The organism is Flavobacterium sp. 3HN19-14 (assembly GCF_051373205.1).
Classification (GTDB): Bacteria; Bacteroidota; Bacteroidia; order Flavobacteriales; family Flavobacteriaceae; genus Flavobacterium.
In genome coordinates this window covers 43,819-70,198 of the sequence record NZ_JBPPZT010000001.1, presented here as the reverse complement: position 1 = coordinate 70,198, position 26,380 = coordinate 43,819, and the positions used below count along the sequence as shown (strand labels likewise).

Here is a 26,380-nt window from a genome sequence, read left to right as displayed (position 1 = left end):
GCGTTTCTTAATGTATCTTATTGTCTTAATGGTTCGAAATTCTTTCTAACTATTAAATAATTTCCATAAAAAAAGGCTGTCTGACCTAAGCTTTTCTGCTAATCAGACAGCCCTTTATTTCGGCACAATTTAAAAAATTATTTACGAATTATTTGCCTTGAATTCTTTTAATTTTTGCGTCAGTTTCGGAACGATGTCAAAAGCGTCGCCAACAACGCCGTAATCAGCCACTTTAAAGAAAGGCGCTTCTGGATCGGAGTTGATAACGAGTTTTACTTTTGAGGAATTGATTCCCGCAATGTGCTGAATCGCTCCTGAAATCCCGACAGCGATATACAAATTGGTCGCAACGGGTTTTCCGGTCTGGCCAACGTGCTCACTGTGAGGTCTCCAGCCTAAATCTGAAACCGGTTTTGAACAGGCAGTCGCAGCTCCTGAAAACGGAAGCTAAATCTTCTAACATACCCCAGTTTTCAGGGCCTTTCATGCCGCGTCCGCCTGAAACTACGATGTCGGCATCGGCAATCGTAACTTTTCCTGAGCCTTTTTCAACTGATTCCACTTTTACGCTGAAATCATCATCGCTGATCGATGGCGAAAAATCTTCCGTCGTTGCAGCAGCAGCGCTTTCAAAAATCCCGTAAGAGTTTTTGGCAAGGCTCAATACTTTCACATCAGTGCTGATTTCTGTAATATTGAATGCTTTGTTAGAAAATGCGTTTCTTTTTACCTGAAAAGGTGAAGTGCTTACCGGTAATCCGACTACGTTCGAAGCAAAACCTGCTTGCAGACCTACAGCTACGAGCGGAGCCAGGTATAAACTGTCAGTTGTCGAAGACAGTAAGACGAGTTTCACATTTTCTTTCTGGCCGCTTGTTTGATTACATCCGCGTAAGCTTTCGCCGTAAATCCTGACAATTTATCGCTGTTGACTTTCAAGACTTTGTCAACGCCGTATTTGCCGAGTTCTGAAACATCGCCTGCATTTACCGTTACCGCGGTTACGGTCGTTCCTAACGCTTCGGCTACTTTTTTACCGTAAGAAGCGAGTTCGAAAGCGACTTTCTTGAATTTTCCTTCTGCGGTTTCTGCGTATATTAATATAGACATGAGAATTTTTGTTTAAAGTTTAAGGTTTAAAGTTTTTGGGCGTTTCCCTGTGGCTGGGCTTTTCGCTCCAAGTCCTCGCTGCGCTGCGGGCTTTCCACTGCAATCCCTAACGCGGGCATTCCGCCATTAAATTACTTTTGCTTCATTATGAAGAGCATTCACCAATCCGTCAAGATCATCTGCAGAGAACAACTTTACTGCTGATTTTGGTGCCGGTTTTTCAAATTTCACCGCTTTGGTTTCAGCATTTGCAGCGACCGGTTCCAAAATTATCAAAACTTTCGTTCTGGCCGTCATGATGCCACGCATGTTCGGGATTCTTAAATCTTTTTCTTCAACGAGTCCTTTTTGCCCGCCGATGATTAATGGGAGGGAAGTCGAAACATTTTCTTTTCCACCGTCAATTTCGCGAACTGCTTTTACCGAGGAACCGTCAACTTTGATGTCGGTACAGGAATTTACGAAATTCATGCCGCTGATGCCGGCAATCATTCCCGGCATGATGCCGCCGTTGTAATCTAAAGATTCTTTTCCGGCAATTACCAAATCATAACCACCGTTTTTGATGACTTCTGCGAGTTGTTTTGCTACGAAAAATCCGTCTGTCGGATTTGCGTTGACACGAATCGCTTCGTTCGCGCCGATTGCCAGTGCTTTTCTTAAAGTCGGTTCTGTATCCGGGCCGCCAACATTTACAACAGTGACATTCGCGCCTTGCTGCTCCTGGAACCAGATTGCTCTGGTCAAACCGAATTCGTCGTTCGGGTTGATCACGAACTGAACGCCGTTGGTGTCGAATTCAGCGTCGCCGTTCGTAAAATTAATTTTTGAAGTAGTATCAGGCACGTGGCTGATGCAGACTAATATTTTCATTTTATATCGATTAAAATTATCTTATTCGGGCACGAATTTACAACTATATTTTCAAAAAGAACTATGCACGCATAATAAATTTCAATATTACATCGATTTCGCTGAACGTTTTTTAGCCCGGATAGCAGCGGTATCCTTTTTCCCGCTTCTTTAGCGGGAAAAAGATACAACGGAAAGCGGGATTGGCTTCTCATCAAAAAAATAAAAAATGTGCTGTAAGTGGTCGAAATTATTTATTTTTGCTTCTCAAAATTTGCCCTTCGACTGCGCTCAGGGTGACAAAACTAAATTTAAGACATGAAAACAATACAATTCAGGGAAGCGATTGCAGAAGCCATGAGCGAGGAAATGCGCCGTGACGAATCCGTATATTTAATGGGCGAGGAAGTGGCCGAATACAACGGCGCTTACAAAGCCTCGAAAGGAATGCTCGACGAATTCGGCCCGAAACGCGTGATCGACACGCCGATCGCCGAACTTGGTTTCGCCGGGATCGCAGTAGGCTCGGCCATGAACGGCTGCCGTCCGATTGTAGAATATATGACATTTAACTTTTCGCTTGTCGGAATCGACCAGATCATCAACAACGCTGCAAAAATGCGCCAGATGTCTGCGGGACATTCCCGATGCCGATGGTTTTCCGCTGGCCCGACTGCTTCGGCAGGACAATTGGGTGCGACGCACTCACAGGCTTTTGAAAACTGGTTCGCCAATACGCCCGGTTTGAAAGTGGTGGTGCCATCGACCGTTTATGATGCTAAAGGTTTATTGAAATCGGCCATCCGCGACAATGATCCTGTGATTTTCATGGAATCAGAGCAGATGTACGGCGATAAAGGCGAAGTGCCGGAAGGAGAATATTTGATTCCGCTTGGTGTTGCCGATATTAAAAGAGAAGGTTCTGATGTGACTATCGTTTCTTTCGGAAAAATCATCAAGGAAGTGCACATTGCTGCCGACGAGTTGCAAAAAGAAGGCATTTCCTGTGAAATCATCGACTTGCGCACGGTTCGCCCGATGGATTATGAAGCGATTTTGACTTCTGTGAAAAAAACAAACCGTTTGGTGGTTTTGGAAGAAGCGTGGCCGTTTGCAAGTGTCGCTTCAGAAATTACTTACGTGGTTCAGGAACGCGCCTTTGATTATCTTGACGCGCCAATCCAGAGAATCACGACTGCCGATACGCCTGCGCCATATTCTCCGACGCTGCTAAAAGAGTGGTTGCCAAATGCTGCCGACGTTGTGAAAGCGGTTAAAAAAGTGATGTATAAATAAGTCGAAAGTCGAAGTCGCAAGTCGGAAAGAAAAAAAGCTCGTCGTTAGGATGTAACTTTTGACTTTCGACTTTTGACTTTCGACTATTAAAGGTTATATTTGAAACTTCATCGGAACAAATCCGGTGGAGTTTTTTTTATGCTATGAACAGGAATTTACTTGCCGCCTTTTTACTTTTTTTTACTCATTTATTGCTTGCTCAAACGAAAGTCAGTGGCATCGTTTTAGACGAAAATAACAAGCCTGTCGGTTATGCGAATGTGGCTTTTAAAGGCACTTCTGAAGGAATTATAACGAATGATGACGGGCGTTTTTACCTCGAATCAGACCAGAACAGAAAGACACTCCAGATTTCTTTTGTGGGTTATGTTTCTCAGGAAATCACACTTGAAAAATCGGTGACTTATGATATGAAAATCATTTTGAAAGGTGGTGAGGAGCTTAGCGAAGTGAAAATTTACAGCGGGAAAATGTCGAAGAAAAATAATCCTGCTATCGATATTCTCCGAAAAATCTGGGCACGCAAACGCAAGAACGGCCTGCGAAAATTCAATCAGTATGAAATGGAAAAATACGAAAAGGTTGAATTCGACATGAATACCATCGACAGCGCGTTCATGAAAAACCGGATCTTCAAGGGCATGGAATTCATCTTCAATTCGGTCGATACATCTAAAATCACGGGAAAAACCTATCTTCCTATATTTATCAATGAAGCGCTTTCGAATGTTTATGGCGATAATGTGCGCAAGAAAGTGAAGGAAGTGCTTGTTGCCAATAAGAATTCGGGTTTCAGTACGAACCAGCAACTCATCGGTTTTGTGAAGGATTTGTATTCCGATTACGATATTTACGACAATTACATTAAATTTTTCGATAAGGCATTTACGAGTCCGCTCTCACGCACCGGAATTGATGTTTATAATTATGTACTTGCCGACAGTACTTTTATCGACAAAAAATGGTGTTATAATATCGTTTATTATCCACGTCGAAAGAACGAGCTGACTTTCAAAGGTGATTTCTGGGTCAACGATTCGACATGGGCGATCAAAGACATCAACATGGAAGTCACCAAAAGCGCCAACATCAACTGGGTCAAGGAAATTTATATTGAGCAGCAATTTGACGTTCTTAATGATTCGGTTTTCCTGTTGACGCGCGATTACCTGATGACCGATTTTGCGCTGAGCAAGAAGGAAAAATCGCGTGGTGTTTATGGAAAACGAACAACACTTTTCCGCAATCATAAATTTGACAATGAAAGACCTGCTGATTTTTATAAGGAACAGGTAAATTATGTCGACGACGCCGTTTATACGAAACCCGACGAATTCTGGGAAGCAAACCGTTTTGAAAGCCTTAATAAAGATGAAGTTGGCGTTTATAAGATGCTCGATACGTTGCAAACCAACAAGAAATTCCGGCGATTGTACAGCCTTGTCGAGATTTTGGGAAGCGGTTATATCAACTACGGGCATTTTGATTATGGACCATTTTCTCGACTGTCGGTTATAATGAAGTCGAAGGATTGCGATTGCGAACCGGCGGGCGAACGTATTTCAATCAGAACGATCCGTGGCGTATTCAGGGTTATGTTGCGTATGGATTTAAGGACGATAAATTCAAATACGGACTTTCGGGAAGATGGTTGCTCAACCGCAAAAACCGTCTGATTCTTTCGGGTGGTAATCGCCGCGATATCGAGCAGATTGGTGCGAGTCTTACAACGACGAATGATATTTTAGGACGAAGTTTCGCGTCTTCGGCATTGTTCACAAGCGGAAGCAACGGAAAGCTGACCAATATCAACCTGAGTTCTGTCGCGCTCGAGATGGAACCGGTGAAGAACCTGACGATGCAAGTGGGCTTTTCTTACCGCACACTCGAATCCGCTTCGCCAACGTTCAGCCTCGCTTATTATACAGATTTGACGCAGCAGAAAATTAAATCTGACATTACGCAGTCAGAAATGAATTTTCAAATCGATTATACGCCAGGGCAGGAAAACTACCGGTTATGGCGTCGAAAGACATATTGTAGACAGTCCGTTCCCGCGGGTTTTTGTGAACTACAGCCAAGGATTGAAAGGTGTTCTGAATTCTGATTTCGATTATGAAAAAATCCAATTGTACTATAAGCAGCCATTGAATATGGGCGGTGTCGGGCGTTTGGATGCGATTGTGGAATTGGGAAAAACCTACAGCTACATTCCGCTCGGATTGATGAGTATCGTTCCCGGAAACCAGACGTATTTTACGATTGAAAATACTTTTAACCTTTTGGATTTCTATGAATTTGAAGCCGATTCTTATGCGACAATCCAGTTGCAGCACAATTTCGGCGGAAGGATTTTTTCAAGGATTCCGTTCTTAAGAAAACTCAACTGGCGCGAAACTGTAGGGTTTAAAGGCGTCTACGGTACTATCAGTGATAAAAACCGAATCATCAATATGCCTTCAGGATTGCCGTATAAAGCGCCTGAAGATTTTTACTGGGAATACAACGCCGGCATCGGGAATATCTTTAAGGTTTTCAAGATTGAATTCAGCTGGAGAGGCAGTTACATTACGCCGCAGACAAATAATTTCGGGGTGAAAGGGTCGTTTGGTTTTTATTTTTAATAATGATTTACAAATTCAAAGCTTCCCGCCTTCAAAGACTGGAAGCTTTCTGATTAAAGACAAATGAAAGAAGCCATAACCCATCTCGCCAAAGACCAAATCCTGAAAACCATTTTAGAAATACACGGCCATCCTATTATCCAAAAACGAGATGAAGGATTTGCCGCGATGTGTCATATTATATTAGAGCAACAGGTTTCAATTGCTTCCGCGAAAGCGACTTACCAGAAACTCGAAAACCATTTCGGTGAAATCACGCCTGAAAATATTCTGAATGCAGAAGATGCTGAATTGCGAAACTGCGGTATTTCGCGCCAAAAAACTTTATATTTAAAAGATTTAGCGGCAAAAGTGATTTCAAAAGAATTGGATTTTACAACTTTCAACCAAAAATCAGAAAGTAATATCCGCGCCGAATTACTCAAAATAAAAGGCGTCGGCAACTGGTCTGTCGAAGTATATTTAATGTTCTGCCTGCAATCACCCGACATTATTCCACTCGGCGATATTGCCATCAGGAATACCATTAAGGAATTATACAGCATCCATACCGTTGAAGATATGGAAATCCTCGCTGAAAACTGGAAACCGCACCGCACTTTGGCGTCCTATATATTATGGCACCATTATCTGAAGAAGCGGAACAAAATTTAATGAGATAATTAATCAATTGTAAAATTAAATAATGCCAATATTGTGTTGAAGAACTGGTCGGTAAATGCCAAATAGCTATTGCCTGAATTATTTCATTATCTCATTATCTAATTATCTCATTTCCTAATTGACCAATTGATTTTCCCAAAAGTGCTTTTGTTCTTAAATTTTTGTTATTTTTGCACCCGATAAATTAAGAACAAAAATTACATTATGGATTCAATGATGATTTATGTGCCGATCGTGATGGCACTTATTGGGCTTGCTTTCATGGCGGCCAAAAGAGCCTGGGTTTTAAAGCAGGATGCCGGAGACGGGAAGATGAAAGAAATTTCAGATTACATCTACGAAGGCGCATTGGCTTTCTTAAAGGCAGAATACAGATTATTAGCCGTTTTCGTACTTATAGCAAGTGCAGTTTTGGCCGGAATTACTTTCATTTCAGGTGTTAAAACCCACTTATTGATTGTTGTAGCGTTTATTTTCGGAGCATTCTTCTCTGCTTTGGCAGGAAACATGGGAATGAAAATCGCAACCAAAACCAACGTAAGAACTACTCAGGCAGCCCGTACAAGTTTACCGCAAGCGTTAAAAGTTTCTTTTGGCGGCGGAACCGTAATGGGACTTGGTGTTGCCGGATTGGCGGTTTTGGGATTGACAACATTTTTTATTGTCTTTTTCCACATATTTATGGGTGGCGTTTCGGACTGATACTGAAGGAATGACTGTGGTATTAGAAACGCTTGCAGGTTTTTCACTTGGTGCAGAATCTATTGCATTGTTCGCCCGTGTTGGTGGTGGTATTTATACAAAAGCGGCCGACGTAGGTGCTGACCTTGTTGGTAAAGTGGAAGCCGGAATTCCGGAAGATGATCCGCGTAATCCTGCTACAATTGCAGATAACGTTGGAGATAACGTAGGTGACGTTGCAGGAATGGGTGCTGATTTATTCGGTTCTTACGTGGCGACAGTTTTGGCTGCGATGGTACTTGGAAACTACGTAATCAAAGATATGGGCGGTAAAATCGAAGACGCTTTCGGCGGGATCGGGCAGTAATCTTATTGCCGATGGCAATCGCAGGTTTCGGAATCCTTTTCTCTATCATCGGAACAATGTTGGTGAAAATCAGCAGCAACGACGCCAAAGAAAAACAAGTACAAGGCGCCTGAACGTTGGGAACTGGGTTTCTATCGTATTGACTGCAGCTTCTTGTTTCGTATTGGTAAAATACATGCTGCCTGAAACCATGAAAATGACTTTCTTCGGCGAAGGCCTTCAGGATATCTCTTCAATGAGAGTATTTTATGCTACAATTGTCGGATTAATCGTAGGCGGAACCATTTCTTCCGTAACAGAATATTACACAGGATTAGGTACGAAACCAGTTTTGGCCATCGTACAAAAATCTTCTACAGGTGCAGGAACCAACGTAATCGCAGGTTTGGCAACAGGTATGATTTCTACTTTCCCAACAGTATTGTTATTTGCCGGTGCAATTTGGGCTTCTTATGCTTTGGCAGGATTTTACGGAGTAGCATTAGCTGCTTCTGCGATGATGGCAACAACGGCTATGCAATTGGCAATCGACGCTTTCGGTCCGATTTCTGACAACGCCGGTGGTATCGCTGAGATGAGTGAATTACCGAAAGAAGTGCGTACAAGAACAGATATTTTAGATTCAGTTGGTAACACGACTGCTGCAACAGGAAAAGGTTTTGCAATCGCTTCTGCAGCTTTGACTTCTCTGGCTCTATTTGCTGCTTATGTGACTTTTACAGGTATCGACGGAATCAATATCTTCAAAGCTCCGGTTTTGGCGATGTTGTTCGTGGGTGGAATGATTCCGGTTGTGTTTTCTGCTTTGGCGATGAATTCTGTTGGAAAAGCTGCAATGGATATGGTCTATGAAGTACGTCGTCAATTCCGCGAAATTCCGGGAATCATGGAAGGAAAATCTAAACCGGAATACGGCAAATGTGTGGAAATTTCTACAAAAGCCGCTTTACGCGAAATGATGTTACCGGGAATCCTGACTATCGGTTTTCCAATCGCAATCGTATTGTTAGGCAAATTGGTTTACGGAGAGAACAACCAATTGATTGCCGAAATGTTAGGTGGCTATATGGCGGGTGTAACCGTTTCAGGTGTACTTTGGGCTGTGTTCCAGAACAACGCCGGTGGCGCCTGGGACAACGCTAAGAAATCTTTCGAAGCTGGCGTAATGATCAACGGCGAAATGACCTACAAAGGTTCTGATGCACACAAAGCTGCCGTAACCGGAGATACAGTTGGTGATCCATTTAAAGATACTTCTCGCCCGTCGATGAACATCCTTATCAAATTAACTTGTTTGATCGGATTGGTAATCGCCCCAATTTTGGGTAGCGAAAGCCATACAGTGGTTGAAAAAACCGCAACTTGTTGTACAGTAGAAGGAAAATGTACTTCGATGACCAAAGAAGAATGTGTGGCAAAAGGTTGTACGAACCCAACCTGCGAGCACATGCATCCAATGGTAAAAGAAGAAAAAGCATCACGATTGAAAAATCAAATGTTGATGGAAAAGTAACTGCTACCGTTACCAGAAACATAAATGGAAAAGAAGACGTTCAGAAATTTGAAGGAACTGACGCTGAGGTGCAAACCAAAATTGATTCTTTGAAATAAAATATTTCATATAAATATATAGAAGCCCTGCAGAGATGCGGGGCTTTTTTATAGCCTGAATTTTACCACAAAGGGGTTAATTTTTAAAGCGAATCTTTCTTCCTGGCGTCTGGTTTTCCGTAAATAAAATCGCAAATTTTTATCTTTTCCAGAATTCCCCTTTGTTTACAGGCTTTGATGCCAAATCAATTTTTTTCCACAATATTAAAAATGAGGTATTTCTACCTAATGAAAATTAATTTTTTTTTCTTATGATTGAAGCGTCTTTTGGTCTAAAAGGTACTTCACGCCGGTGTTCTGCTGCCGGCACATTACAATAGCTCCCTGAGTGCTGGATCTCGGGGTTTTCCACAGGGAGCTTTGTTTATGATTTAATCCATTTTATATAAAAAAACGCCTGCTTCCATAGAGCAGGCGTTTTTAATTTAATAGGATATAGCAATAAATGAGTTTACATTAATTCACAATAATATTTAATGATCCATGGGTAACAATGAGGGTACGGTTAGTATTTTCGCTATGGATATTACCACTAAAAGTGCCTACTATCCTATGTCCGTTGGGGCTATTGGAAGTTATGTTTACGTTAAAATCGCCATCTGTATATCCGTAATAGTATTCTCCGTCTAATTTAAATCTTATATGCTCGACATTTTCAGTACCGGTTATGCCTTTCGTAACATCAAATAATATTTCGTTTACAGAAGTGCTCGATATTCCTCCGACTGTAATCAATTCATATTCGATATCATCGATTGTATAAGTGTCATGCAAAACCGCAAACTGATCAAATGTGAATCTTTCGCCGCCGATGGTTGCAATTATGCTTGATTCACTGTCGTTTTCATCTCCTGAACACCCGCTGAATGTAAATGCGGCAATTGCCAGAATTGCTAATGATACTATTTTTCTCATTCTTTAAGATTTAAATTGTTTAGTAAACCTACATCATTTTATGCTAAATTACAAAAAGCGGGATTTTTTTACGCCCGACTTTTTCCTACCTTTAGCCAAAACAATTCCCATGCTCAGAAAGATCATTTTCTTTTTACTCCTCACAGCTTCCGGATTGGCACAAAATACATTGCCGCTTATCCCGCAACCGCAATCCCTGAAAACCGATAAAGGTAATTTCATACTCAATAGCGCTACGACAATCCGCGCCGCCGGAAGCCCTTTCGAAAGCTGGTTCCTCAGCGATTATATCCAAAAACAATACGCATTAAAACTGAAAACGTCCGATAAACCAACTGTACGCGAAATCGTCTTACAACGCATCGATGCCGATTCGACCGTTTCAAAAGAAAAATACCAGCTTGTAATTACCGATCATACAGTTTACATCACAGCAGCCGGAAACGAAGGCATCTTTTACGGCATACAGACTTTCCTGCAATTGCTGCCTACCGAAAAAGGAAGTACCATGAAAATCCCGTGCCTCGAAATTAACGATGCGCCAAAATTCAAATGGCGTGGCATGCACCTCGATGTGGTGAGGCATTTCTTTCCGCCGGCTTTCGTGAAAAAATATATAGATTACATCGCGATGTATAAAATGAATACCTTTCACTGGCATCTCACGGATGATCAAGGGTGGCGTATAGAAATTAAAAAATATCCGAAACTCACCAGCATAGGTGCCTTCAGAAATGGCACAATGGTTGGCCATTACAACGACCAGAAATACGACAATATACGTTATGGCGGATTTTATACACAAGACGAAATTTGCGATATCGTTCAGTATGCAAGTGCGCGCCATATCACCATTATTCCGGAAATTGAAATGCCCGGTCATGCACAAGCGGCTTTGGCTGCATATCCGGAATTGTCATGCACAGGCCGGTCCGTTCGAAGTGTCGAAACAATGGGGCGTGTTGGAAGATGTTTTCTGTCCGAAAGATGAAACTTTTACATTTCTTGAAAATGTCCTTTCGGAAGTCATCGATATATTTCCGTCAGAATACATCCACATTGGCGGCGATGAATGCCCCAAAACACGCTGGAAATCCTGTCCGCATTGCCAGGAATTGATTAAAAGTAAAGGATTGAAAGACGAACATGAACTGCAAAGTTATTTCATCAACCGGATTGAAAAATTCGTGAATTTGAAAGGGCGAAAAATAATCGGATGGGATGAAATTCTCGAAGGCGGACTAGCCCCCAACGCTGCTGTTATGAGCTGGCGTGGCACCGAAGGCGGAATTGCTGCCGCAAAGCAAAAACATTTTGCAGTAATGTCACCGGGTTCTCACTGTTATTTCGACCAATACCAAGGCGATCCTGCAAATGAACCTTTGGCGATCGGTGGCAATATTACGGTGGAAAAAGTATATGCTTACCAACCAATCCCTGAAGGTCTGAATGAAGAAGAATCAAAATATATTTTAGGGGCGCAGGCCAATTTGTGAACCGAATATATTGCTACGCCGCAACATGTAGAATATATGGTTTTTCCGCGAATGGCGGCTTTGTCTGAAGTGGTTTGGGAACATCCGACGCATCAAAATATGCCGATTTTAAGAAAAGGCTGTTGGCGCATTTGGCTTTATTGGATAAATTGAAAGTGAATTACAGTAAAGCAGTTTTGAAACAATAAATTGGTGCTCCGTATTCGGTGCTCTGTGCTCAGCGCAAACGGACTGATTACCGGGCACTGAATACTGATCACTCTAAAAAAGTCCGTTCAACTCCGCATTAATCTTATTCAAGATCATCCCCAAATCCTCAGGATTATTGACAAAATCAATATTATCAACATCAATAATCAAAAGTTTTCCTTTGTTATAAGTCTGAATCCAGGCTTCATATCGTTCGTTAAGGCGGCTCAAATAATCAATCGAAATAGAATTTTCATAATCGCGGCCGCGCTTGTGAATCTGCCCAACCAAATTCGGAATCGAACTTCTCAGATAAATGAGCAAATCCGGCGCTTTGACCAAACTTTCCATCAATTCAAATAAAGAGGAATAATTCTGGAAATCACGATTGGTCATCAATCCCATCGCATGTAAATTCGGTGCAAAAATATGCGCATCCTCATAAATCGTCCTGTCCTGGATGATTTTCTTACCGCTTTCGCGGATTTGCAATATCTGGCGGAACCGGCTGTTCAGGAAGTAAATCTGCAGGTTAAATGACCAGCGTTCCATCTGGTGGTAAAAATCATCCAGATACGGATTGTCAACGACGTCTTCATAATGCGGTTCCCATTTGAACTGTTTCGCCAAAAGGCGCGTCAGCGTTGTTTTTCCTGCTCCGATATTTCCTGCTACTGCTATGTGCATTATGGTATTGTGATTTTATAATTCGTAATTCCGTGGTCTGTAAAAATAGCTAAAATTTGTCCTTTGAGAAAAAAACTTTTGGCTGATTTATCAATATTATCAACAATGTAGGTTTTGTTGTTTTTCGGATCATTGAGGAATAATTTGCCGTCTTTTGAAAACAAAATCAGTTGTTCATTGGTAATTTGAATGGCATCAAAATCAGGCAATTTCCCTAAATTCGAAATCTTCCCAAATACATCACAACGGAACCAATTGTTGCTTTCATCAATCCATTGGAAATAATTAAAATCGGTCGTGTAATATTTGAAGTTCCCCTGAAAAGGCGGCGTTATAAAAGTGTAGGCATTTTTAAGGTAGTCGTATAACCCTAATTTCTGCGAAAGCGTATCGAAAATCCACAATCGGTTTTGCGACGCCATTCCGGTTGCCGAAACGATAATTGAAGGTTCAGTTTCGGACAGACTAATGCGTTGCGTTTCATTAAGCTGGTTATCAAGCGTAACAATCGTATTGAAATTTTCGTAAAAAAGCACGATTTTCAACGGATTGAGCAAATCAACTTTCGCTAATTTTCCATAAGACAGGTTCTTATATTCGACTGACTGACCATTTTTTAGCTTGAAAAATGCATTGTCTTTGATGAAGTAACTGAACCCGAATTCATCATTTCCGGCGAAGCTGCCTGCGTTAATTTTAAGTTCATCCATCGGCGAAACTAAAACCTGACGGGTTTGTCCGGAAACAAAATGAATCGTAAAGCAGATGAGGATGGCGAGTAGTTTTTTCATAAGTGCACCAAATTACGAAAAATCACGTAGATAGTAATTGGAAATAATTTCGAAGCGTAAAGATTTCCAATACATATATTTAACAAAACATTTGTAACAAAGCACGAGGCAATTCGTCATCTTTGTTATTGACTTTACAGCATTAATTATGAAAAAGATTGTATTCGTATTTATGGCATTTGCAGCAACAATGCACTTGCACGCGCAAAAGGATTTTCAGGGAATGGCGGTTTATGAATCAAAGACTTCCGCGCCAGATGTCAAGCAATTCATGGGTGGAAGGGAATTAACGCCCGACATGCAAAAAATGATCGAAGACCGCATGAAAAAAGCTTTGGAAAAAACTTTTATCCTCAATTTTGATAAATCATCTTCTATTTATAAGGAAGAAGAAAAACTCGACACACCCGGTCAGGATGGCGGAATGGGCGGCGGCCGAAGGATGATGATGTCATTCATGGGCGGCGGCGGCACTTTCTACAAAAATGTAAAAGACAAAAGCTATACCGTTGACCGCGAATTCATGGGAAAAGAATTTCTTGTAAAAGATTCGCTGAAGCATCTTAATTGGAAAATGGAAGCCGAAACCAGGCAAATCGGCGGATACACTTGTTACAAAGCAACGGCAATCGTTCCCGTAAATCCGACAGATTTCAGGAATATGCGCCCGAAAAAAGTCGAAGAGAAAAAGAAGGTGAGAAGGCAACGGAAAAGAAAGATGACAGCAAGACCAATTTCATGGATAATTTCGAAATGCCGAAAGAAACTACCGTAACGGCTTGGTATACGCCGGATATTCCGGTAAATCAAAGGCCTGAAACTTATTGGGGATTGCCGGGACTGATTTTAGAAGTGAATGATGGAAAGACTACAATTCTATGTTCGAAAATCGTACTCAATTCTAAAGAAAAAGCTGAAATCAAAGCGCCGAAAAACGGACAGGTCGTAAGCCAGAAAGAGTACGAAAAAATCGTCGCCGATAAAACTGCTGAACTCAAAGAAATGAACCAGGCCGCGGAGGAGGAAGAAGACCGATGGGAGGTTTTTAATATTAAAAATTCAAAGAATATTCAAACCATTAAGGCATTAAAGTTATTATGGATTTCTAAATGAAACTTAATGGCTTAATGGCTTTAAAAAATTACTTTTCGTAAAATCCCAAAGTTTACACTTATCCATTCATGAGAAAGATATTTTTACTGCTTTCATTTTTAACCACTGCAATCGGTTTTTCCCAAAATATAAAATTCGAAGGCGTCATCGAGGACAAGGATAAAAATCCGCTTGAAATGGCCAATGTCATGGCGGTAAACCTCGATACCAAAGCGATGGATGCCTACGCAATCACCAACGATAAAGGCAAATTCATCCTGAACCTGAACGCAAACGCGAATTACAGCATCAGGCTGAGTTTTCTGGGAATGAAAAGCCAGGACATCAGCATCGTCACGCAAGGTGAAAACATCAAACGCACCATTACCATGGAAGCAGGCGGCATCGATCTTGAAGGTGTTGAAATTGTTCAGGAAATGCCGGTTTCAATCAAAGGCGATACGATTGTTTACAACGCAGATTCCTTCAAAACCGGCACAGAGAAAAACTCGAGGACGTTCTTAAAAAACTGCCCGGAGTAGAAGTCAATGCCGATGGTGAAATTGAAGTCGAAGGTAAGAAAGTACAGAAACTTATGGTTGAAGGCAAGGATTTCTTCGATGGCGATACCAAACTCGGCGTCAAGAATATTCCGGCCGACGCGATTGATAAGGTGCAGGTTTTGCGTAATTTCAATGACATCAGCGCACTAAAAGGCCTCGAAAACAATCAGGACAACATCGCCATGAATATCAAATTGAAAGATGGCAAGAAGAATTTCTGGTTTGGCGATATGACCGCCGGAATAGGAGTAGGGCACGACGACAGCCGTTATGTGGTGAACCCGAAATTGTTTTATTACAGTCCGAAATACAGCGTCAACCTGATCGGGAATTTCAACAATATCGGCGAATTGCCATTCACGCCGCAGGATTATTTCAAATTTACAGGCGGTTTTCGGAATATGATGCAGAAAGGCGGGACGAATTTCAATATTTCTTCGAATGACCTCGGACTTTCGCTGTTGCGGAATAACCGCGCAAAAGAAATCGAAACTGATTTTGGTGCTACCAATTTCTCTTACAATCCAACAAAGGCCTGGACAATCAGCGGATTTGCAATCGGCTCTTCAACGTTGACAGATTTGCAGACAAAGACGCAGACTGTTATCCAGCAACCCGGTTCCGACGAAGTGGCGTCGACAGAAAATCGTAACCAAACTACACATCAAAAAAGTAATCTGGGACTATTCAAATTAAGTTCAAGTTATAAACCCAATACAAAATTGCAGGTTGATTACGATGCATTGTTAAAATTATCTTCTCAGGATGAAGACGGGCAACTGATTTCAGAAGTTTTTCCCGACACCAGCCAAAGCCAAAACGTCAATACAATCAAGAAGCAAAGTCCGGTTTCATTGAACCAGAATTTCGGATTATATTATACGATGGACGATAAGAATGTATTTGCTTTAGAAATGCAGCATTTGTACACCAATGAAGATCCGTTTTACAATCCGGATTTGGGTGTGAGTCCGTTTCCGGATGCGGCGGCATCGCAACTTGGCATCGTTTCGCAGGATAGATTTAATATCAACCAGCAACGTTTTGTCCGCACGAATAAACTCGATTCAAAACTCGATTATTATTACATGCTGACGCCGAAAAGCAACATTAACCTCACGCTCGGCAATACGAATTCGCATCAGGATTTCAATTCTTATATTTTCCAGATTTTGGATAATGGCAACCGTAACAATTTGAACCAGGATTTGACGACAAATGACGTGACTTATAGTTTTAATGATGTATTCCTCGGATTGCATTACAAATTCATCACAGGAAAATTCACGGTCAATCCGGGATTCAGCGTACACAAATTCAATACGCATAACGACCAGAAAGGAACAACCGTAAGTGATGATTTTTACAGAATTCAACCAGATATTTTTGCGTTATACCAAATCAAGAAATCAGAAACGCTGAGCTATAATTTTGCCATTACGAGTGATTTTACGGATATCAACCGCTTTGCTGAAAATGTGACGCTTTCCAATTATAATTCGTTGTTCAGTGGTAACAGAAATTTGGAAAGTGCGACTTTACAGGTGCATTCGCTGCGGTATTTCAAGTACAATATGTTCAACTTCACGAATATTTTTGCGAACATCAATTACACCAGAAGAGTGAATGCGATTAAGTCGAATTATTTATTTTTAGGCAACAATCAGGTTTCGACAGCCGAAAATATCTCTTCGAATTTCCCTGATGAAAGCCTTTCGGGTGCGGCGAATTACGGGCGTTCTTTCTTCAAATATTATAAAGCGTCGATTGGCGCGAGTGCCGCCTGGACGAAAGCTAATAATATCAGGAGAAACGCGGCTGATAATTCTGAATTCATAGAAACTAAAGAATCCTTTACGCACAGCTATACAATCAAGGCTTCGACGAATTATAAGACTTTACCGAATATTGAAATCGGTTACAATTTGGGAATTAACACTTATTCAGGGACAACTTTTTACACAGAAAGGCCTTTTGCAAGGCTTGATTATTACTTTTTTGACAGTCTGGCTTTTGTTGCCGATTACAGTTTTTACCACTACACCAACAATAATAATGACACTCCGGTTGACAACGAATATGATTTTCTCGATGCCAGCCTTGTTTTTCAAAAGAAAGACAGCAAATGGGAATATAAAGTTGGCGTGACGAATTTGCTCAACACGACATCATTAAATGACGACAGCTTTTCGCCGCCGGTTGTGAGTACATCACAATATGTCGTGCAGCCACGCTATATCATTTTCTCGATGAAATATAATCTGTAAGTTTTGTATCTTTAATGAAAAATCCACACGATGCAAGTTACCAAAGAAGACAGAATATTTAAATCGCTCGCGCTATTGTGCGTGTTCTCCGGTTTTTTGATGAATTATTACACAGCAATCGGCGCGAAATATAAATTGATGATTTTGCTTCCGATGGTTACAGCATTGATTGTACTCGGTGTAAGAAAATACATTCGTGATAAAGAGACGGAAAACGCCTGACGCAATATTATATGGCTTTGGGTTTTATGTTGCTTTCAGTGTTGCTGGCGCTTTATATGATTTATCGCGCTGGATAATTACCAATAACATTTATTGGCGCCTTCCGGTTGGATCTTCCGGAAATACACATACTTATACCACCATTCTGATTTTGAAAATTCTGATTTGTGCAGGTCATCGATGGCGATAGTATCGTTTTTATAGACAATACGGCAGGGTAATTTGATGTCATGGTACTTTTCACACCATTGACTCGAAAGAAACCGGAATTCTATCAACGGCAATTTATAGCCTTCGAATTTGTGTTTTTTAAGGGGTTCAGGTAATTCAACTACCAATAAGTTGTCTTCTTCAAAATTAAAAACCTTTGTTTTTTTAGTGTCGATAAACAAATGGTTGGAACGACTTTTTTCGGTAACGAGGTTGCTGTACATCGTAAGATTGGCGGCATTCCCCAGGCCGATATAACTTTTAAGTGTCCAGCAACTGATCAAAACGACAACCGTTGCTAATATCCATTTTTGCCGCAAAGGGATATTACCGATTTGTTTCTGCGGATAATTCTTAATGATGAAATAAAAGAAAATCGCGTAGCCGATATTGAATATGCTGCCGTTGATGAAACTTATCGTATACACATTGGCGCCATATCGGATCAGGCAGAATTTCGTAAAAAATCCACACAGGATGAAACTCAGATAAATCCGGAAAGCTTTTACGGTGCTTTCTTTCATTTCAAAACTGCTAAAATCAAGCAAACATCCTAAAATCATAAAGGCTGCAAACGCGCCGAAAGCTGCAAAAACAGTGAAAGAAAGATAAAAGTGAAAGGCGAGAAAGATGATTGCTGTCCACTTTCTTGTGGTATGGAAAAGTAATCCAAACGGCAAAATCATTTCTAAAAACAGTGTGGCGAATTGTGAAATCGTCGAAACATAATGTGGAAATTCATAATCGACTCCGCTAAAATTCAAAACGACTGTTTCGTTGATAGAATTGACGCAACTCACTTCAGTATCCATAAAAGCCGTGTTAAGTTTGTGAAATCCGGTGTAAAAGTAGACCGTCACCAGCGTAATCCGGAAGAGTGCATTGACCAAATGTGGCGGAATGGAGAATTTCCTATTCAGTAATTTATAATAAAGCAATCCCAGAATCAACGGATACAATAGCACTTCAATGTTGCAATGGTTCGGTATCCGTGGAAATCTCGGCGTAAAAATATACGAGCTGATAAAAATCGTCACAACGCCTGCCCACCACAACCTGTAATTGATCAAATTGAAGATTACCATTAATAATACCGCTATCGTAATGACCTTCCGGTTCAATACCTGATCGTGAAAATTCATCAGTAAAGCCGCATTGAAAACCGCGAGTAACAATAAATAGTTCGGATTTCGGATAAGCGGATCTTCAGGTTTAAATAAAAGCGGGTAGATTTTCTGCATTCTTTAAATGTAATGTTGAAGTAAAAATAATAAAAAAAGCCTGACAGGTTATTGCTGTCAGGCTTTTTATAAATGAGGTTTCGAATTACAATCCGAATGCCGTTTTTACTTTGTCTACAAAATCAAGCTTTTCCAGGTGAATAAATCAACAGTCAAGGTTTTTACTTCTCCGGCAGGCGATTTGAACGTTTTGGTAACGGTTTCCGGTTTTCTGCCCATGTGGCCGTACGCTGCAGTTTCGCTGTAAATCGGGTTTCTCAGTTTTAGTCTTTGTTCGATGAAATACGGACGCATATCAAAAATCTCTTCGACTTTCTTGGCGATTTCACCATCGGCGAGGTTTACTTTCGATGTGCCGTAGGTTTCTACGAAAATCCCCATCGGTTTTGCAACACCAATTGCATAAGAAACCTGTACCAAAATTTCATCGGCAACGCCTGCAGCAACAAGGTTTTTTGCGATATGACGTGTTGCGTAAGCAGCACTTCTGTCAACTTTACTTGGGTCTTTTCCTGAAAAAGCACCTCCGCCGTGCGCTCCTTTTCCGCCATAAGTGTCAACGATGATTTTTCTTCCGGTCAATCCGGTGTCTCCGTGCTGGCCCGCCAATAACGAACTTTCCGGTCGGATTAATATGGTATTGGATTTTGTCATTAAACAAATGCGCATATTGCGGATTCTTTGCGATAATGCGCGGAATAAGGATTTCAATAATATCTTTCTTGATTTTTGACAGCATGGCCGCTTCTTCATCAAAATCGTCGTGTTGCGTGGAAATCACGATAGCGTCAATCCTTGAAGGTTTGTTGTTGTCGTCATATTCTAATGTAACTTGTGATTTTGCGTCAGGGCGCAGATAAGTGATTTCCCTATTTTCTCTTCTCAAATCTGCTAATTCCTGTAATAATTTATGCGACAAGTTTAACGCTAACGGCATTAAATCTTCGGTTTCATTAGTTGCATATCCAAACATCATTCCTTGATCGCCGGCACCTTGCTCTTCTTTGCTGGCACGATCTACGCCTTGATTAATGTCTTGTGACTGTTCGTGGATGGCAGAAAGCACGCCGCATGAATTGGCTTCGAACATGTATTCGCTTTTAGTATAGCCGATTTTACTAATAACGTCTCTTGCGATTTGCTGTACGTCGAGGTAAGTTTTTGATTTCACTTCGCCGGCTAATATGACTTGTCCTGTAGTAACGAGCGTTTCGCAGGCCACTTTTGATTCCGGGTCGAATGCCAGGAAATTATCGATTAATGCATCTGAAATCTGGTCTGCAACTTTGTCCGGGTGGCCTTCGCTGACGGATTCTGACGTAAATAAATATGCCATGATTACTATATATTTTTAATTAATTTTTTTGGAATAATAAGCAAGCTTGCAGGAAAATACTAAAGGAGAAGGTCTGCTTTAGCATTTTTTAGTGAGGTTGCAATCAGTCAAATTTTTCCTCTTTTATTTTCGCTTGCAAATATAGAAAACGATTTTGTTATTAAAAGTAAAAATAAGTTTTTTAGTATTGGTTTTTTTTATATTTTTACCCATCAATAATCTATTAATAATAAAATTATGAAAAAACTTTTACTTTTTGTTGCCTTGGTATTTAGCGCTGCTGGTACTTATGCACAAACTTCATGTGCTAATGCGGTAAATATTACTACAAATGGCACTACTGTAGTTCCTACGATCACAGGTGCTTATCCGGGGAACTTGTGTTTTAATTCAAACAGTTCAGATGTAGATCCAGACAATCCTATTCCACCAAAGGGTATGTGGTACAAATATACACCTAGCACACCTGGGATTATTACAGTTTCATCTGCTATCGCTGCAAATCCTTCCGGCTCAACCGGAACAGATACACGTTTGTCTATTTTTACCGGAACATGTGGTACTCTTGTTTGCGCGGCTTTTAGTGACGATGTTGACCCTAGCAACCCAAACGATGCGTTAAAAGATTACCGTTCTAGAGTTGTTGACTTTTCAGTAAATGCTAATACCACTTATTACATTTTCTGGGATAACATGTGGAGCGCCGCTTCATTTTCATTTTCTTTCGCTTTTACTCCTCAGACTTGTTTTAAAGCTACTGGTTTTCAATTCCTTGAATTGCCAACAGAAACAACTGCTAGTATCGGATGGACTGCTCCTACAGGAGGATCACCTCAAGGTTATCAGGTTGAGTGGCAGCACAAGGCTTTACACAAGGTACAGGAACAATCGTAAATGTTTCAACTCCTGAGATAACTTTTGACACTTTATCACCAAGTTCAGTTTACACGTTCTACGTAAGAACTTTTTGCGGAGGAACTGATTATAGCATTTGGTCTAATGCGCTTAGCTTTTCAACGCCATTCAACCCGGTTACCCCTGAATACGTAGAAAGTTTTGAAACTCAGACAAATTTAGACTTTTTAGGTTCAGACCAGCTCCGGATGCTCTTACTAACGGAGACTGGTTTATTAATACAGGTGCTGCTTTAGCACAGGATGGATCACGTGAATTGGTTTCTTTAGGAAATACTAACGGAGATGCAGATGGTTTTGTATTTACAAGAGGTATAAACCTTACTGCAAACTTGACCTATACAGTTTCTTTTTACATTAGACAATACCGTCCTAATCCTGATGATTTTGGAACATCAAGTTATGTATTCGCTGTTGGTACTGCGCCTGATGAGGCATCTGTCACAGCTAACTTATTAAGTGAGAGCGGAATTGAAAATACAGATTATGTAATGAAATCAGTAAACTTTACGCCAACTGCAACCGGAACCTATTTCTTCTCTTTGCTTAACAATTCTCCGGTAAATGATGGTGCGGGTGACTTAGGACTTCTTGTTGACAATTTCAAAGTGTCTTCTCCTCTTAGCGTAGGAGATGTATTGGCAGGTAAATTCTCAATCTTGCCAAACCCTGCAACTAGCCTTATTTCAATCTCTAACACTGAGAACATTAACATCACTTCAGTTTCTGTTACAGATTTGAACGGAAGAACTGTTAAAAACATCACTGCTAACGGTGCAGAAGCTAAAGTAAATGTTTCTGATCTTGCTACAGGTATGTACATGGTTAATGTAAACACTGACCGTGGTACAGTAGTTAAAAAAATAATGAAAAAATAATCATTATAGTTTTCACTAAAAGCCTCCCAGGAATGGGAGGCTTTTTTATTAGTGTTAAAATTCAAAATCTGTTTGGTAAATCCGGAAATAGTTCAGAAGTTTGTTGAACTAAAAAGCAATAAAAATGAAATTTACAATTTGCAATATGTGCTGTATGATGTGGATAACTTCCACAGAGAACACTATTGCATAATTTTAAATCATTAAAATATACAATTGAACCTCTGCCAACCGCAGGGGTTTTTTTATTTCAAATTAGTTCGTAAACAGAAATTAAACAATGGTAACAATAGTAAAAATGACAATGTGTTGTATGGCGTGTATCTGCGCCGAAATCGAATGTTGCCATATGTGAACGATTAATCAGATTATATATCAGTGTTAAAAGTCCTTTTGGCAGCCATCCAAAAGGGCTTTTTTTTATTTCAAAAAAATTCCAATTCACAATAATAAAATATAATATCATGAGCACACTAAAATTTTCAACAAACGCTTTACACGCAGGGCACGATGTAACTAAAAACGCCGGAACCAGAGCCGTTCCAATTTATCAAACGACTTCTTATGTTTTTAACAATGCTGATCACGCCGCAAATTTATTCGGACTTGCAGAACCCGGTTTCATTTACACACGGCTTAACAATCCGACCAATGATATTCTTGAGCAAAGATTCAGCAGCTCTTGAAGGCGGAATTGGTGCTGTAGTAACTGCCTGCGAAACTTCTGCCTTAACGACAGCATTATTAGTATTGCTTAAAACCGGCGACCACATCGTTGCTTCCAATAGTTTATACGGCGGAACCTATAATTTATTGAATGTTACCTTGCCCAGACTCGGCATCACCACCACTTTCGTAGACCCGTCCAACCCGGAAAATTTCAAGAATGCTGCACAGGAAAATACACGCGTATTTTTCGCTGAAAGCTTAGGTAATCCAAAGTTAGATGTATTGGATTTGAAAGCAATTTCAAAAGAAGCAAAAGCTTTCAAAGTTCCATTTATCGTTGACAATACAGTCGCAACACCCTTTTTGCTAAACCCAATCGAGCATGGCGCAGACATTGTTATCCATTCCCTGACAAAGTACATCACCGGAAATGGAACTTCGCTCGGCGGCGCAATCATCGATGCCGGAAACTTTGACTGGTCAAACGGCAAATTCCCTGAATTTACAGAACCTTCAGCCGGTTATCACGGACTGAAATACTACGAGGCTCTCGGCAATGCAGCATTCATCGCAAAAGCAAGAATTGAAGGACTTCGCGACTTCGGGGCGGCTTTGAGTCCGTTCAATGCATTCCAAACTATTCAAGGCTTAGAAACACTCGAGATCAGAATCAAAAAGCACAGCGAAAATGCACTTGCTCTTGCAAAATGGTTGCGAACCCAGGAAGCAGTCTTATGGGTAAATTATCAGTCGTTTGGAAACATCTCCACACTTTGAGCTTGCAAAGCAATATTTGCCGGAAGGACAAAGCGGTATCGTCACGTTCGGGCTGAGAGGCGGCTATGAAGCTGCGAAAAAAGTAGCCGATGAAACGAAATTATTTTCATTGCTGGCGAATATCGGTGATACAAAATCGCTGATTATACATCCGGCGAGCACCACACACCAACAGCTCACGGAAGAGCAGCAATTAAGCACCGGAGTGTCCAAAGATTTGATTCGCCTTTCCGTCGGATTGGAAGATATTGAAGACCTGAAAGCCGACCTGAAAGCGGTGTTTGAAACCATTAAATCGCCTCAACTGATTTAAAGTAAAGTAATATTTGTTTTTTGTTTGTTTGTCAAGGGCTGCCAACGTTTTTTCGGCGGCAGCCTTTTTAAAACCCATTATGGAAACACAATTAAAAAAAATAGACATTTTCAACTTCGAATTGTCTTCAGGAAAAAATATCTACGTACCGTTATTTTACCAGAAATTCGGCCAAAATCGGAACAGCTCCGGTAGTACTAGTAAATCATGCCCTAACCGGAAATTCAAATGTCTCAGGCGAAACCGGCTGGTGGAAAGATTTAATCGGCGATAATAAAACAATAAATACCAGGAATTTCACAGTCATTGCGTTCAATATTCCCGGAAATGGATTTGACATTAATCCCGACAATTTGATTTTCAACTACAAAGATTACACTGTACGTGATATCGCAGGAATATTCTGGGAAGGATTGCGCAGGCTAAAAATTGAAAATCTTTTTGCCGTAATCGGAGGAAGCCTCGGTGGTGCCATCGCATGGGAAATTTCAGCTTCGCAACCTAAAAAAGTAACCCATTTAATCCCAATTGCAACCGATTGGAAATCGACCGACTGGCTCATCGCCAACGTAAAAGTTCAGGACAACATCCTTAACAATTCTGACCAACCGATTGCCGATGCGCGCCAACATGCCATGCTTTTGTATCGTACGCCGCAATCCTTCAACCAAAAATTTCATCGGCAGCAGGAATACGGAAATTACAGCATTGAAAACTGGCTGTTTAATCACGGCGAAAAACTTAAAAGCCGCTTCCGGCTTTCTTCTTATAAATTGATGAACCATTTGTTGAAAACGATTGACATCACCCAAAACCGTACAGACTTTAAATCGCTATTACAAAAAACAGAAACCAATATTCACCTGATTGCTGTCGATACCGATGCGCTTTTCACCGCTGACCAAACCCTGGAAACTTACGAAATCCTCAAACCCATTAAGAAGAATATAACTTACCACGAAATAAAATCCATTCACGGGCACGATGCTTTTTTAATCGAATTCGAACAACTGTCGTCAATCTTGAATCCAATTTTCCAAATCCCGAAACAGCAGAACGGCCACTACCGCCTGACGCCTCACATAGCGAAAACGTTATCGCTATAATTTCGCTCCATCCTTGCAAAAACCAAATCTATTGCCGTAATTTGCAGTGCTCATAAACTTATTGCCGTTATCACGAAAGGCCGAGGGAATAGACCCGTTGAAGCCTTAGCAACCCTACAGTTGTAGAAGGTGCTACATTCTACTCGGCCGCGCCGGGACAGATAACCACGAGAATTTCTCTCCTTTCACGATAACATATTTATTTTTTTGAAGCAAATGGCCTGGGCATTTTCAGTTGTCCATGTTCCCGTTATCTGTTGCAATCTTTTAAAATTATCCGTAGCGAAGCGTAGGGAAGTTTTAAAAGATTTCCACTACAAATGCCTTTTGGCATTCATCGAACTCCTATGAAATTAGAAGCGAGTTGAGATAATCGGGCTATATTAAAAACTATTTTTACAAATTGACTTCATGTCTTAACACCTTCGTGGCAAAAAACTATGTCTAAAATAACAGAAGAAATCGGCAAAAGAATCCTCGTGCTCGACGGCGCAATGGGAACGATGCTGCAACGCCATAATTTTTCCGAAGAAGATTTTCGTGGCGAACGTTTCAAAGATTTCCCGCACCCGCTGAAAGGCAACAACGATTTGTTGTCACTTACGCAGCCACAGGCAATCCGACAAGTGCATGACCAATATTTTGAAGCCGGCGCCGATATCGTAGAAACCAATACTTTTTCCGGAACCACAATCGGTATGGCCGATTACCACCTTGAAGATTTGGTATATGAGCTCAACTACGAATCAGCAAAAATCGCCCGCGAATCTGCTGATTTTTATACCGCCAAAAATCCGGAAAGACCACGTTTTGTAGCCGGTTCTATTCGGCCAACGAACAGAACGGCAAGCATGTCGCCGGATGTCAATGATCCTGGTTTCCGCGCCGTAACTTTCGATGATTTGCGTATTGCTTACAAGCAACAAGTTGAAGCCTTGATTGATGGCGGCTGCGATGTTTTACTGGTCGAAACGATTTTTGATACACTAAATGCCAAAGCTGCGCTTTTCGCCATCGAAGAAGTCAAGGAAGAGCGCAATCTCGATATTCCAATCATGGTTTCCGGAACCATTACTGATGCTTCAGGCCGTACGCTTTCCGGGCAAACCGTCGAGGCTTTCCTGATTTCAATTTCGCATATTCCGCTTTTAAGCGTCGGATTTAATTGCGCACTCGGCGCCGACCAGCTCAAGCCGTATTTAAAAAGATTATCAAGAAATACCTCGCTCAATATTTCAGCACACCCCAACGCCGGATTGCCAAATGCTTTCGGCCAATATGATCAGACTCCGGAAGAAATGCAGGTTTTGATACGTGAATATTTGCAGGACAATCTTATCAATATCATTGGCGGCTGTTGCGGCACGACGCCTGAGCATATCAAATTAATTGCAGAAGTGGCAGCCGAATTCCAACCAAGAAAAATTTTAGAGCCTCAAAATTAAACACAGATTTCACAAATTTCCACAAATTCAGAGAAAATCAATTGGCGTAAAATCTGTGAAATTCG

General features: G+C 41.0%; 14 protein-coding genes, 7 pseudogenes and 1 riboswitch. Of the genes and pseudogenes, 14 read left to right on the top strand and 7 right to left on the bottom strand.

Going from position 1 to position 26,380, the window contains the following annotated elements:
* Window positions 1-141: 141 nt before the first annotated feature.
* Window positions 142-1,110, bottom strand: a pseudogene (locus ACSLFW_RS00330) (electron transfer flavoprotein subunit alpha/FixB family protein).
* A gap of 126 nt (window positions 1,111-1,236) precedes the next feature.
* A complete protein-coding gene (locus tag ACSLFW_RS00325; protein ID WP_436554167.1) occupies window positions 1,237-1,983 on the bottom strand; it encodes an electron transfer flavoprotein subunit beta/FixA family protein in 747 nt (248 codons plus the stop codon).
* 297 nt (window positions 1,984-2,280) lie between these two features.
* Between ACSLFW_RS00325 and ACSLFW_RS00320 the strand changes: the two genes are divergently transcribed.
* From ACSLFW_RS00320 to ACSLFW_RS00305, 4 genes and pseudogenes are all read left to right on the top strand, one after another.
* Complete coding sequence (locus ACSLFW_RS00320) at window positions 2,281-3,258, top strand: pyruvate dehydrogenase complex E1 component subunit beta (protein ID WP_436554166.1); 978 nt, start codon at window positions 2,281-2,283, stop codon at window positions 3,256-3,258.
* Between the two features lie 143 nt (window positions 3,259-3,401).
* Window positions 3,402-5,882 (top strand): annotated as a pseudogene (locus tag ACSLFW_RS00315) (DUF5686 family protein).
* Between the two features lie 63 nt (window positions 5,883-5,945).
* A complete protein-coding gene (locus ACSLFW_RS00310; RefSeq protein ID WP_436554165.1) occupies window positions 5,946-6,536 on the top strand; it encodes a DNA-3-methyladenine glycosylase family protein in 591 nt (196 codons plus the stop codon).
* A 213-nt stretch (window positions 6,537-6,749) separates the two neighbouring features.
* A pseudogene (locus tag ACSLFW_RS00305) lies at window positions 6,750-9,204 on the top strand (sodium-translocating pyrophosphatase).
* Between the two features lie 456 nt (window positions 9,205-9,660).
* On the opposite strand, the gene ACSLFW_RS00300 reads toward ACSLFW_RS00305, so the two are convergent.
* On the bottom strand, window positions 9,661-10,119 hold the full coding sequence (locus ACSLFW_RS00300) for a hypothetical protein (RefSeq protein WP_436554164.1): 459 nt from the start codon (window positions 10,117-10,119) through the stop codon (window positions 9,661-9,663).
* Window positions 10,120-10,159: 40 nt separating this feature from the next.
* On the opposite strand from ACSLFW_RS00300, the pseudogene ACSLFW_RS00295 reads away from it, so the two are divergent.
* Window positions 10,160-11,768: pseudogene (locus tag ACSLFW_RS00295) on the top strand (beta-N-acetylhexosaminidase).
* Between the two features lie 108 nt (window positions 11,769-11,876).
* Here ACSLFW_RS00295 and ACSLFW_RS00290 read toward each other — a convergent pair.
* Complete coding sequence (locus tag ACSLFW_RS00290) at window positions 11,877-12,491, bottom strand: deoxynucleoside kinase (RefSeq protein ID WP_436554163.1); 615 nt, start codon at window positions 12,489-12,491, stop codon at window positions 11,877-11,879.
* Window positions 12,491-13,282, bottom strand: coding sequence for a hypothetical protein (locus ACSLFW_RS00285; protein ID WP_436554162.1), 792 nt, complete (start codon window positions 13,280-13,282; stop codon window positions 12,491-12,493). The genes ACSLFW_RS00290 and ACSLFW_RS00285 overlap by 1 nt, the downstream gene beginning before the upstream one ends.
* A gap of 148 nt (window positions 13,283-13,430) precedes the next feature.
* Between ACSLFW_RS00285 and ACSLFW_RS00280 the strand changes: the two genes are divergently transcribed.
* From ACSLFW_RS00280 to ACSLFW_RS00265, 4 genes and pseudogenes are all read left to right on the top strand, one after another.
* The gene (locus ACSLFW_RS00280; RefSeq protein ID WP_436554161.1) at window positions 13,431-14,057 is read left to right on the top strand and encodes a GLPGLI family protein; all 627 of its coding nucleotides are present in this window, start codon (window positions 13,431-13,433) and stop codon (window positions 14,055-14,057) included.
* Window positions 14,036-14,395, top strand: coding sequence for a GLPGLI family protein (locus ACSLFW_RS00275; RefSeq protein ID WP_436554160.1), 360 nt, complete (start codon window positions 14,036-14,038; stop codon window positions 14,393-14,395). The genes ACSLFW_RS00280 and ACSLFW_RS00275 overlap by 22 nt, the downstream gene beginning before the upstream one ends.
* A gap of 68 nt (window positions 14,396-14,463) precedes the next feature.
* A pseudogene (locus ACSLFW_RS00270) lies at window positions 14,464-17,204 on the top strand (carboxypeptidase-like regulatory domain-containing protein).
* A gap of 30 nt (window positions 17,205-17,234) precedes the next feature.
* On the top strand, window positions 17,235-17,426 hold the full coding sequence (locus tag ACSLFW_RS00265) for a hypothetical protein (protein WP_436554159.1): 192 nt from the start codon (window positions 17,235-17,237) through the stop codon (window positions 17,424-17,426).
* Between the two features lie 77 nt (window positions 17,427-17,503).
* Here the strand turns inward: ACSLFW_RS00265 and ACSLFW_RS00260 are convergent, their stop codons facing one another.
* Together ACSLFW_RS00260 and metK are read right to left on the bottom strand one after the other, a co-directional pair.
* Window positions 17,504-18,877: a hypothetical protein gene (locus ACSLFW_RS00260; RefSeq protein WP_436554158.1), complete on the bottom strand. Its 1,374-nt coding sequence runs from the start codon at window positions 18,875-18,877 to the stop codon at window positions 17,504-17,506.
* An 85-nt stretch (window positions 18,878-18,962) separates the two neighbouring features.
* Window positions 18,963-20,213 (bottom strand): annotated as a pseudogene (gene metK / locus ACSLFW_RS00255) (methionine adenosyltransferase).
* Between the two features lie 237 nt (window positions 20,214-20,450).
* Here metK and ACSLFW_RS00250 point away from each other — a divergent pair.
* The 5 genes and pseudogenes from ACSLFW_RS00250 to ACSLFW_RS00230 all read left to right on the top strand — a co-directional run bounded on the left by ACSLFW_RS00250 (window position 20,451) and on the right by ACSLFW_RS00230 (window position 26,315).
* A complete protein-coding gene (locus tag ACSLFW_RS00250) occupies window positions 20,451-21,107 on the top strand; it encodes a hypothetical protein (protein ID WP_436554157.1) in 657 nt (218 codons plus the stop codon).
* Between the two features lie 277 nt (window positions 21,108-21,384).
* Window positions 21,385-22,005, top strand: a complete 621-nt coding sequence (locus tag ACSLFW_RS00245; protein ID WP_436554156.1) for a T9SS type A sorting domain-containing protein — start codon at window positions 21,385-21,387, stop codon at window positions 22,003-22,005.
* Between the two features lie 464 nt (window positions 22,006-22,469).
* Window positions 22,470-23,764: pseudogene (locus ACSLFW_RS00240) on the top strand (O-acetylhomoserine aminocarboxypropyltransferase/cysteine synthase family protein).
* A 137-nt stretch (window positions 23,765-23,901) separates the two neighbouring features.
* Window positions 23,902-24,870: an alpha/beta fold hydrolase gene (locus tag ACSLFW_RS00235; RefSeq protein ID WP_436557350.1), complete on the top strand. Its 969-nt coding sequence runs from the start codon at window positions 23,902-23,904 to the stop codon at window positions 24,868-24,870.
* A 64-nt stretch (window positions 24,871-24,934) separates the two neighbouring features.
* A riboswitch (SAM riboswitch) is annotated at window positions 24,935-25,038 on the top strand.
* A gap of 272 nt (window positions 25,039-25,310) precedes the next feature.
* Entirely contained in the window at window positions 25,311-26,315 is a 1,005-nt protein-coding gene (locus tag ACSLFW_RS00230; RefSeq protein WP_436554155.1) for a homocysteine S-methyltransferase family protein, read from the top strand.
* Window positions 26,316-26,380 lie beyond the last annotated feature (65 nt).

Excerpts from the sequence above, each read along its gene's own strand:
- ACSLFW_RS00300 (WP_436554164.1), bottom strand. The coding sequence starts at position 10,119 with ATGAGAAAAATAGTATCATTAGCAATTCTGGCAATTGCCGCATTTACA.
- ACSLFW_RS00230 (WP_436554155.1), top strand. The coding sequence starts at position 25,311 with ATGTCTAAAATAACAGAAGAAATCGGCAAAAGAATCCTCGTGCTCGAC.
- ACSLFW_RS00325 (WP_436554167.1), bottom strand. The coding sequence starts at position 1,983 with ATGAAAATATTAGTCTGCATCAGCCACGTGCCTGATACTACTTCAAAA.
- ACSLFW_RS00275 (WP_436554160.1), top strand. The coding sequence starts at position 14,036 with ATGCCGAAAGAAACTACCGTAACGGCTTGGTATACGCCGGATATTCCG.
- ACSLFW_RS00310 (WP_436554165.1), top strand. The coding sequence starts at position 5,946 with ATGAAAGAAGCCATAACCCATCTCGCCAAAGACCAAATCCTGAAAACC.
- ACSLFW_RS00265 (WP_436554159.1), top strand. The coding sequence starts at position 17,235 with ATGCAAGTTACCAAAGAAGACAGAATATTTAAATCGCTCGCGCTATTG.
- ACSLFW_RS00290 (WP_436554163.1), bottom strand. The coding sequence starts at position 12,491 with ATGCACATAGCAGTAGCAGGAAATATCGGAGCAGGAAAAACAACGCTG.
- ACSLFW_RS00320 (WP_436554166.1), top strand. The coding sequence starts at position 2,281 with ATGAAAACAATACAATTCAGGGAAGCGATTGCAGAAGCCATGAGCGAG.
- ACSLFW_RS00280 (WP_436554161.1), top strand. The coding sequence starts at position 13,431 with ATGAAAAAGATTGTATTCGTATTTATGGCATTTGCAGCAACAATGCAC.
- ACSLFW_RS00285 (WP_436554162.1), bottom strand. The coding sequence starts at position 13,282 with ATGAAAAAACTACTCGCCATCCTCATCTGCTTTACGATTCATTTTGTT.
- ACSLFW_RS00260 (WP_436554158.1), bottom strand. The coding sequence starts at position 18,877 with ATGCAGAAAATCTACCCGCTTTTATTTAAACCTGAAGATCCGCTTATC.
- ACSLFW_RS00250 (WP_436554157.1), top strand. The coding sequence starts at position 20,451 with ATGAAAAAACTTTTACTTTTTGTTGCCTTGGTATTTAGCGCTGCTGGT.